The 9,074-nt window shown below is 70.5% G+C and carries 8 protein-coding genes and 1 riboswitch; all 8 genes read right to left on the bottom strand.

What is annotated here, in order from left to right:
- Positions 1-16 precede the first annotated feature (16 nt).
- Positions 17-1,249 (bottom strand): bifunctional 3,4-dihydroxy-2-butanone-4-phosphate synthase/GTP cyclohydrolase II, encoded by a 1,233-nt coding sequence (locus ACRDPN_RS16430; RefSeq protein WP_431449763.1) that lies wholly within the window; start codon positions 1,247-1,249, stop codon positions 17-19.
- Positions 1,246-1,851, bottom strand: coding sequence for a riboflavin synthase (locus ACRDPN_RS16425; protein ID WP_431449762.1), 606 nt, complete (start codon positions 1,849-1,851; stop codon positions 1,246-1,248). The genes ACRDPN_RS16430 and ACRDPN_RS16425 overlap by 4 nt, the downstream gene beginning before the upstream one ends.
- Positions 1,851-2,897 (bottom strand): bifunctional diaminohydroxyphosphoribosylaminopyrimidine deaminase/5-amino-6-(5-phosphoribosylamino)uracil reductase RibD, encoded by a 1,047-nt coding sequence (gene ribD, locus ACRDPN_RS16420; protein ID WP_431449761.1) that lies wholly within the window; start codon positions 2,895-2,897, stop codon positions 1,851-1,853. Before ribD ends, ACRDPN_RS16425 begins: the two co-directional genes overlap by 1 nt.
- Positions 2,898-2,968: 71 nt before the next feature.
- Positions 2,969-3,099, bottom strand: a riboswitch (FMN riboswitch).
- A gap of 36 nt (positions 3,100-3,135) precedes the next feature.
- On the bottom strand, positions 3,136-3,804 hold the full coding sequence (rpe, locus tag ACRDPN_RS16415; RefSeq protein WP_431449760.1) for a ribulose-phosphate 3-epimerase: 669 nt from the start codon (positions 3,802-3,804) through the stop codon (positions 3,136-3,138).
- A gap of 10 nt (positions 3,805-3,814) precedes the next feature.
- Positions 3,815-5,068: an RsmB/NOP family class I SAM-dependent RNA methyltransferase gene (locus ACRDPN_RS16410; protein WP_431449759.1), complete on the bottom strand. Its 1,254-nt coding sequence runs from the start codon at positions 5,066-5,068 to the stop codon at positions 3,815-3,817.
- Positions 5,065-5,988, bottom strand: coding sequence for a methionyl-tRNA formyltransferase (fmt, locus tag ACRDPN_RS16405; protein WP_431449758.1), 924 nt, complete (start codon positions 5,986-5,988; stop codon positions 5,065-5,067). The genes ACRDPN_RS16410 and fmt overlap by 4 nt, the downstream gene beginning before the upstream one ends.
- 22 nt (positions 5,989-6,010) lie before the next feature.
- Entirely contained in the window at positions 6,011-8,002 is a 1,992-nt protein-coding gene (locus ACRDPN_RS16400) for a primosome assembly protein PriA (RefSeq protein WP_431449757.1), read from the bottom strand.
- Positions 8,003-8,056: 54 nt separating this feature from the next.
- Positions 8,057-9,074: methionine adenosyltransferase (metK, locus tag ACRDPN_RS16395; RefSeq protein WP_431449756.1), on the bottom strand; the 1,018-nt coding region annotated here is incomplete at its 5' end.

The raw sequence follows: 9,074 nt of genomic DNA, 5'->3' as shown, positions 1-9,074 counted from the left end.
GGTGCTCCGTGCTTGCTCATGTCTCGTCCTCCGTCGGCTGGGCGAGCTCCGGCAGGTCGTGGCCCATGCGGCGGGCCTTCGTCTGCAGGTAGCGCAGGTTGTCGGGGGTGGGAGCAACGGCGAGCGGAAGCCGCTCGGCCACCTTGATGCCGTACGTCTCCAGGCCAGTCGCCTTGCCGGGATTGTTCGTCAGCAGGCGCACCGACGTGACGCCGAGGTCGCGCAGCATCTGAGCGCCGGCGGCGTAGTCGCGGTCGTCCTCGGCGAAGCCGAGATCGAGGTTGGCATCGACGGTGTCGCGGCCGCCATCTTGCAGCGCGTAGGCCTGCAGCTTGCTGAGCAGACCGATGCCGCGACCCTCATGGCCGCGCAGGTAGACGACGATGCCGGCTCCCTCCGCAGTGATCGCGGCCATGGACGCCTGCAGCTGCGGGCCACAGTCGCATCGGCGCGAACCGAGGACGTCGCCGGTGAGGCATTCCGAGTGGAGCCGGACGAGCACGCGATCCTGGCCGGGGTCGCCGTGCACGAGCGCGATGTGCTCCGCCCCGTCGATGACGTCGCGGTAGCCGAGCGCGGTGAATTCGCCGAACTCGGTGGGCAGCCGCGTCTCGGCGGTCCGCTCGACCTGCGACTCGTGCAGGCGGCGGTAGGCCCGCAGGTCGGCGATCGAGACGAGCGACAAGCCGTGCTCGTCGGCGAACTCACGCAGAGCCGGCGCCCGCATCAGGGTGCCGTCGTCGTTCACCAGCTCGCCGATGACGCCGGCAGCTGTCAGCGCGGCCAGGCGCGTCAGGTCGACCGCTGCCTCGGTGTGGCCTGCGCGAGCGAGCACGCCGCCCTCATCGGCCCGCAGCGGCAGCACGTGACCGGGCTGGACGAGCTCGAACGGCTCGGTCGCGGAGTCGGCGAGCACCCGGCACGTGCGGGCCCGGTCGGCCGCGGAGATGCCGGTGGTGATGCCGTCGCGGGCGTCGATGGAGATCGTGTACGCCGTGCGCATGAGCTCGCGATTGTGCGGCGTCATCAGCGGGATGCCGAGCCGGTCGAGCGTGTCGCCCGTGATCGGTGCGCAGACGTAGCCGCTGGAGTGGCGCACGAGGAATGCCATGAGCTGCGGTGTGGCCTTGCTCGCCGCGAAGATGAGGTCGCCCTCGTTCTCGCGGTTCTCGTCGTCGACCACGACGACGGCCTTGCCCTCGCGGATGTCCGCGATGGCGCGTTCGATGCTGTCGAGCCGGACGGTCATTGCCGATCTCCTTTCGTTGTGGCGAGAAGCCGCTCCACGTACTTGGCGAGGATGTCGACCTCGAGGTTGACCCGCTCGCCGGGCCCCCGTGTGCCGAGCGTGGTGTCGGCGAGCGTGGTGGGGATGAGCGACACCGAGAACCAGTCGTCGGCCACCTCGACCACCGTCAGAGACACGCCGTCGACCGTGATCGAACCCTTCTCCACGAGATAGCGCGCAAGGTCGGCAGGCAGTGAGAATCTCAGGAGGTCCCAGTTCTTGCTCGGCGCGCGGTCCTGCAGCTCGCCGGTGCCGTCGACGTGGCCCTGCACGATGTGGCCGCCCATGCGTGCTCCGGCGGCCATCGCGCGCTCCAGGTTGACCTCGGAACCCTCCGAGACGTCTCCCAGCGACGTCCGGTCGAGGGACTCGGCCATCACGTCGGCCGAGAAGGTGTCGGTGTCGAGCTCGGAGATCGTGAGACAGCACCCGTTGACGGCGATGGAGTCGCCGCGGGAGGCGTCCGAGGTGACGACGGGACCGCGCACGGTCAGGCGTACCGCGTCGCCGAGGCGCTCGACCGCGGTGACGATGCCCCTCTCCTCGACGAGTCCAGTGAACATCAGCGGTCCTCCTCAGTCGATGCGGCGTCCGGCGTGCCGATGATGCGGATGTCCGGTCCGATCCGGCTCAGGTCCTGGATGTCGATGGGGCGCAGGTCGGCGAGCGTCGTGGCCTCCCCTTCGAGGGCGGCCCGGCCGGACCCGAGCATGGCCGGCGCGATGTACCCGATGACGCGGTCGATGAGGCCGGCGTTCCAGAATGCGCCGGCCAGCCGGGGGCCACCTTCGAGCCATACGTGCCGGATCTCGCGCTCGGCCAGCTGGGCGAGCACGGCGGACGGATCGCGGCCTGGGACGAACACGGTCGGGGCCACCCGGTCGTGGACCCGGTAGTACTCCGGGATGGGCGTCTCTCCCACGACGACCCGGAGCGGCTGCCGCTCGTACGGCAGCGGTAGATCGTCGGCGTCGCGCACAGTGAGGCGCGGGTCGTCGGTGAGAACCGTCCCGGTGCCCGCCATCACGGCGTCCGCCTCAGCCCGGAACACGTGGACGTCCTGGCGCGCTTCGGCACTGGTGATCCAGCGGCTGCTGCCGTCGGGCGCGGCACTGAGCCCGTCAAGTGTGGCGGCGTACTTCCAGGTGACGAAGGGCCTTCCCTTGGTGACGGCGTGGGTCCATTCGACGTTGAGCGCCTCGGCCTCGTCGACAAGGACGCCGGACTCGACGTCGATGCCCGCCTTCCGGAGGACGTCCGCTCCCCCGGCGGCGGCCTGGTCGGGGTCGGTCTGGGCGTGGACGACACGGGCAACTACCGCGTCGATGAGCGCCTGCGTGCAGGGTCCGGTGCGTCCGGTGTGGTTGCAGGGCTCGAGAGTGACGACCGCAGTGGCGCCCTTCGCCTCGTCGCCGGCCTGGGCGAGCGCGTCGACCTCCGCGTGCGGTGTGCCGGCGCCGCGGTGCACGCCGACGGCGATCTGGGATCCGTCCGGACGCAGCAGCACGCACGCCACGCGGGGGTTGGGCAGGGTGCGGGGCACGACACGCGCCGCGTCGATCGCCGTGCGCATGGCACGGCCAACGATGTCGGGTGAGATGGTGGCCATCGGCTCCTCCGGTCGCTGCACACGCGTCCGGGGTGACGGGACGTCGCACCGTGGAGACACGGAGCGAGACCGGCGTGCGCCTCCCATCCGGACTTTCACCGTCGGTACCGGATTTCCACCGGTTCAACCGAGCCCCAACTTCAGGGCCCGGGTCGCGGACTATGACCGCCGGCTCGGAATTTCACCGACCCCGGAGCACGCGAGCATGTTGCTCGTCTGCGCCCATTCTACCCACGGGTCAGCGGGATGGAGCATGCTGCTCGGCCCGTGAGCGCAGCTGAGCAACCATGGCGTCCGGATCGGCGGCCCCGAAGACGGCGGAGCCGGCGACGAAGACGTCGGCGCCTGCCTCGGCGCAGCGGTCGATCGTGTCGGCCGAGACTCCACCATCGACCTGCAGCCAGATGTCACCCCCGTGCTTGTCGAGCAGCTCACGGGTGCGCCGGATCTTGGGCAGGCAGACGTCGAGGAAAGCCTGACCGCCGAAACCGGGCTCGACGGTCATCAGCAGTACCATGTCGAGCTCGGGCAGGAGGTCCTCGTAGGGCTCGATCGGGGTGGCGGGGCGAAGGGCCATCGACGCGCGGGCTCCTTTGGCACGGATCTCCCGGGCGAGCCGAACCGGTGCCTGGGCGGCCTCGATGTGGAAGGTGACGCTCTGTGCGCCTGCCTCGACGTACCCGGGGGCCCAGCGATCGGGCTCGGTGATCATCAGGTGGGCGTCGATGGGTTGCCGGGCCACCTTGGACAGAGCCTCGACCACCGGAGCGCCGATGGTCAGGTTCGGCACGAAGTGGTTGTCCATGACGTCGACGTGCAACCAGTCGGCCCCGGCGATCCGCGCGGCCTCGGCCTCGAGGTTCGCGAAGTCCGCCGACAGCATGCTCGGGGTGATCTGGATACCCATGGCCCCGACCTTATCGGCGCAGGACGGCCCAGAACATCGCGTCCGTGCCGTCGACGTGCGGCCACAGCTGGCGAGTGGATTCCACCGAACGGTCGGACACCGCATCGCGCGTCTCGGCGAGGTGCGGCGAGCATGTGGCGTAGACGACGACACCGCCCGGACGGACGAGTTCCAGCGCACGGGCCAGGAGGTCGCGCTGGAGCGGAATGAGGGTCTGGAGGTCCTCGGGGCTTCGTCGCCACCGCGCCTCGGGTCGCCGGCGCAGCGCGCCGAGGCCCGTGCACGGGGCGTCCACGAGAACGCGGTCGAAGGAACCTGCCGGCCAGGGACCCTCGCGGCCGTCGTGCTCGGTGACCTCGACGTTGGAGAGCTCACTGGTCGTATGCCGGACGAGATCGGCACGGTGGGGTTGCAGCTCGTTGGCGACGAGGGTGGCACCGCTCCCGGCTGCGAGTGCGCCCAGCAGAGCGGCCTTGCCACCTGGTCCGGCACACAGGTCGAGCCAGCGTTCGTCGGGCCCCTCGAGCGTCGCCTCGGCGAGCGTGATGGCGACCAGCTGGGAACCCTCATCCTGCACGCCCGCACGCCCGTCGCGCACCGCCGGGATCTCCCCGGGAACGCCGCTGTTGAGGATGCGTGCATAAGGCGAGAGACGGCCCGGCTCGCCGGGCAGCTCGTCGGGGTCGCACAGGCCAGGCCTGGCCACCAAGGTCACGCGGGGAGATGCATTGTTCACCTCGAGAAGGGCCTGAAGGTCGCCGTCGGGCCCCAACGAATCCCGGAACGCCTGCACGACCCACACCGGGTGCGACGTGCGGATGGAGATCGCCTCGTCCGTGGCGAGCCCTTCGGTGACGATGTCGAGCCAGCCCGTGAGGTCGTGCTTGCTGATCGAGCGCAGCAGCGCGTTGGCGAAGTGGACGGGCTTGTGGCCGATCTCGCGGCGCACGACGTCGACCGTGGTGGACACGGCAGCGTGTGCCGGCACCCTCATGCTCAGCAGCTGGTGCGCGCCGAGCCGTAGCGCGTCGAGCACCAGTGGATCGATCGAGCCCAGGCCCTTGCTCGCGACCTGGTCGATCACGGCGTCATAGGTGCCCTGACGCCGCACGGTGCCGTGCACGAGCTCGGTCGCGAAGGCCGCGTCCCGGCCGCTGACGTGATGCTCGGCCAGCATGCCGGGCAGCACCAGGTTGACGTAGGCATCACGTTCGGCGACCGCCCTCAACACGTGGTACGCGATCATCCGAACCGGGTCGGTCACGTGAATACCGTGCCGGTCGGCAGCGAGACGCCGCGACCCCAGTCGGCGGCCGGCATCCGCTTGCGACCGAACGGCTGCACGTCGCCGAGCACGACGTCGGTCGTGGCGGTGCCCACGCGCACCTCACGCTTGCCGATGTCGAGCTCACCGACTCCGAGGGTGGCCTCCTCCGCGATCCGTACCGGTCCGAGATTGAGTCGTTGATCGTCGACACTGGTCCAGGCGCCGGGAGTCGGCGTGCATCCGCGGACGTGCCGGTCGACCGCGAACGCCGGCCGGTTCCAGTCGACGCGGGCATCGTCCGTCGTGAGCTTGGCGGCGTAGGAGATCCCGTCCTCCGGCTGCGGGTGAGCGGCGATGTCGCCCGCCTCGATGTGATCGAGGGCTTCGACCATCAGACCTGCCCCCTCGCGGGCGAGCCGGTCGAGAAGCGTGCCTGCGGTGTCGTCGTCGCGGATGCGCTCGGTGATGGTGCCGAGCACCGGGCCCTCGTCGAGAGCCTCGACCACGCTGAACACGGTGGCGCCGGTGACCTCGTCGCCGGCCATGATCGCCCGTTGCACCGGTGCAGCCCCGCGCCAGGCCGGGAGCACGGAGAAGTGAAGGTTGACCCATCCGAACTCGGGGACGTCCAGCGATTCACGGCGCAACATCGCGCCGTAGGCGACGATCGGGCAGCAGGCGGGATCGATGCCCCGGAGTCGCTCGAGGAACTCCGGGTCGGACGGCGAGGGTGGCGTCAGCACCTCGACACCGTGGGCGGCGGCGTGCTCGGCGACCGGCGACGGCCGCAGCCGGCGACCGCGTCCGGTCGGGGCCTCGGGTCGGGTGAGCACCGCCGCGACCTCGTGCCGGCTGCCGAGCAAGGCGTCGAGTGTCGGGACAGCGGCCTCGGGCGTCCCGGCGAACACGATCCTCACGGGGCCGAGTGTAGGAGGCGGGTCAGAAGGTCAGCGGATCGATGCGGACGCGGACCGGTGGCAGCTTGTCCGCGCTGCGTTCGGCCTGAACGTCCTGGAGGGCGGACGCCAGGGCCGCACCCTCGCGTCGCGGGGCGCGTAGAACCAGCCTCTCGAGATCGTCGACCGGAACCGGGCCGAGGATCTCGGTGTTCGGGGTCCACTCGCGGGTGGCCAGTGGACCGAGGACGTCGGCCGGTCCGTCGACGGTGGCGAGGCGTCCGACCGGTGGTAGGTGCGTTTCAGCACGGCCCGCGAGCTCCCGCGAGGCCAGACCGATCGGGTCGGCCCGAACGAGCGCCTGCAGAGCGGCCGGGTCGCCAACGGCCACGGCGGGTGCTGTCTCACGGGCGAGAGCAAGCGCGTTGAACCATCGGCGATGCGACTCCTCGACCACACGGACGTCATCGCGCGCGAGCATCAACGAAGTGTCCATGAGAACGACGAGCGCGTAGCCGCCGGACGTGTGCGGCTCGGCACCCGGCGTGGCGAGCACGATGACACGACTGGGCACGATCGTGTCAAGCACCGAGTCACCGCCGGACGTGACGATCTCGTGCTCGGGGAACGCCTTCGCGTACTCCTCGGCCGTGCGGAGCTGGCCGACGACAGGTGAGCGAGGTTGGTCGCCACCACACTCTCGGCAGCTCCATGGTGAGGCCTCCGTTCCGCACCATCGGCACGCGACCGGCTGGCCCGCACCCCCTTGGAAGAGTGGTCCGCTGCATTGCGTGCACCGCGCCGGAGTCCTGCACCGCTGGCACGCGAGGGACGTTCGATACCCGCGCCGCGGCACCTGGACGAGGACGGGTCCGTCGGCCGCCCGGATCGCCCGGAACACGGCGTGCGGCAGACGAGCCGGCGCGCCACCGTCGACGGAACCATCGGTGACCTCGACCGTCGGCCAGCGAAGGCGGCGCGTGACCGGTTCAGCCACGAGGTCCGCACACCAGCCGTTCTCGACGAGCGCCTGACCCTCGGCCGTGCGGGCGTGGCCGCCGATGAGCACGCCCGCACCTTCACGGGCCGCCCGGGTGAGGAGGATCTCCCGGGTGTGCGGGTACGGCGCCCGCGGCTCGGCGAAGAGGTCGTCGCCGTCGTCGAACATCGCGACGAGGCCGAGGTCGGCAACCGGGGCGAACGCCGCACCGCGCGTGCCCACCACGACCTGTACGGCACCGCGGGACACGGCGAGGAAGGACCGGTACCGTTCGGCGGGCTTCTGTGCCCCGGTCAGGACGACGTGGCGCCCCTCCCCCAGGACCGCGGCGAACACCGCATCCCACCGGGCGACGTCACGCACGTCGGGCACGCAGACGATGGTGCCCCGCCCGGCATGGAGCGCTGCCAGCGCAGCCTCGGCGACGGCTTGGGCGGGCTCGTGCGCCGGTAGGGCGGCCCAGCACGCACGCGGCCGCTCCCCCGCCGCAAGCGCCGCCACGAAGCTCGCTCCGTGCGGCCATGACATCCATGCGTCATCGGTGATCGGCGGGAGCGCTCCGTCCTGGACCTGTGACGGCTTCGCCTCGTCGCGTGCGTGCCGCGGCGGTACGGCGAGTCGCAGCACGTCGTTGAGCGTGCCGGCCCACCGGTCGGCCACGTCCCGGCACAGTCCGAGGACCAACGGCGACAGCACCGGTTCGGTCGAGACAACCTTGCTCAGGAACGCGAGACTGCCCTCGTGGTCGCTGGTCTCGACGCGGTCGACGACGAAGGCGTCGGTGAGGCGGCCGGAGAAGCGCACCCGCACGCGGCAGCCGGGCACCACCTCGTCGTCGAGTGTCGTGGGGACGATGTAGTCGAACGGCCGGTCGAGGTGCGCGAGCGGCGAGTCGACGACCACGCGGGCCACCGGGAGCACGCTTGCGGCCTCGGGCTTCGGCCGTTCGGTGCGCTTGCGGGCACTGGGCTTTCGGGGTTTGGGCTTTCGGGGTTTGGGCGACGACACCAGCTCGAGCTGCCCGTCGTCATCCACGTGGCAGTTCTACCAGCCGCGCACGACACCGCACCGAGTGTCGTGCCGTGATGTTCAGGCGCCGGCGGCGGCCCTGAGCGCGTCAGCGCGGTCGGTCTTCTCCCAGCTGAAGCCTTCGAGCTCGCGCCCGAAGTGGCCGTAGGCCGCGGTCTTGGCGTAGATCGGGCGCAGGAGATCGAGGTCGCGTACGAGGGCACCGGGGCGAAGGTCGAAGACCTCGAGCACCGCGGCACGGATGGCGTCGACCGGAACGGTCTCGGTGCCGAACGTCTCGACGTAGAAACCGACCGGGTGGGCGACACCGATGGCGTAGGCCACCTGGACCTCCGCCTTCGTGGCCAAGCCTGCGGCGACGATGTTCTTGGCCACCCAACGCATGGCGTAGGCCGCGGAGCGGTCGACCTTGCTCGGGTCCTTGCCGGAGAAGGCTCCGCCGCCGTGACGGGCGTATCCGCCGTAGGTGTCGACGATGATCTTGCGTCCGGTGAGGCCGGCGTCGCCCATCGGGCCACCAATGACGAACTTGCCGGTGGGGTTGATGTGCAGCTTGTAGTCGGAGGAGTCGATGTCGTAGTTGGCGAGCACCGAGTCGATGACGTGCTTCTTCAGGTCGGGGTTGAGCTGGTTCTCCAGGTCGACGCCCTCCTCGTGCTGCGTGGAGATGACGATGGCCTCGACGCGCACCGGTTTGTGGTCGTCGCCGTACTCGATGGTGACCTGGGTCTTGCCGTCCGGACGCAGGTAGGGCAGCGTGCCGTCCTTGCGCACTGCGGTGAGCTGCTCGGCCAGACGGTGGGCGATGGTGATCGGCAGCGGCATGAGCTCGGGGGTCTCGTCGCACGCGAAGCCGAACATCAGGCCCTGGTCGCCGGCGCCCTGGAGGTCGAGCGGGTCGACGGAGCTCCCGGCACGGGTCTCATGAGCGGTGTCGACGCCCTGGGCAATGTCGGCCGACTGCGCGTCCAGAGTGACCTGAACAGCGCAGGACTCGCCGTCGAAGCCCTTGACCGACGAGTCGTACCCGATCTCCAGCACACGGTCACGAACGACGCGGGCGATGTCGACGTACGCC

The sequence above is a fragment of the Aeromicrobium sp. genome (genome assembly GCF_050700635.1).
In the GTDB taxonomy this organism is placed as follows: domain Bacteria; phylum Actinomycetota; class Actinomycetes; order Propionibacteriales; family Nocardioidaceae; genus Aeromicrobium.
This window is presented reverse-complemented; position numbering and strand designations above follow the sequence as displayed.

What these genes read in the sequence shown, in the direction of transcription:
- ACRDPN_RS16430 (WP_431449763.1), bottom strand. Translation starts at nt 1,249, where the DNA reads ATGACCGTCCGGCTCGACAGCATCGAACGCGCCATCGCGGACATCCGC.
- ACRDPN_RS16425 (WP_431449762.1), bottom strand. Translation starts at nt 1,851, where the DNA reads ATGTTCACTGGACTCGTCGAGGAGAGGGGCATCGTCACCGCGGTCGAG.
- ribD (WP_431449761.1), bottom strand. Translation starts at nt 2,897, where the DNA reads ATGGCCACCATCTCACCCGACATCGTTGGCCGTGCCATGCGCACGGCG.
- rpe (WP_431449760.1), bottom strand. Translation starts at nt 3,804, where the DNA reads ATGGGTATCCAGATCACCCCGAGCATGCTGTCGGCGGACTTCGCGAAC.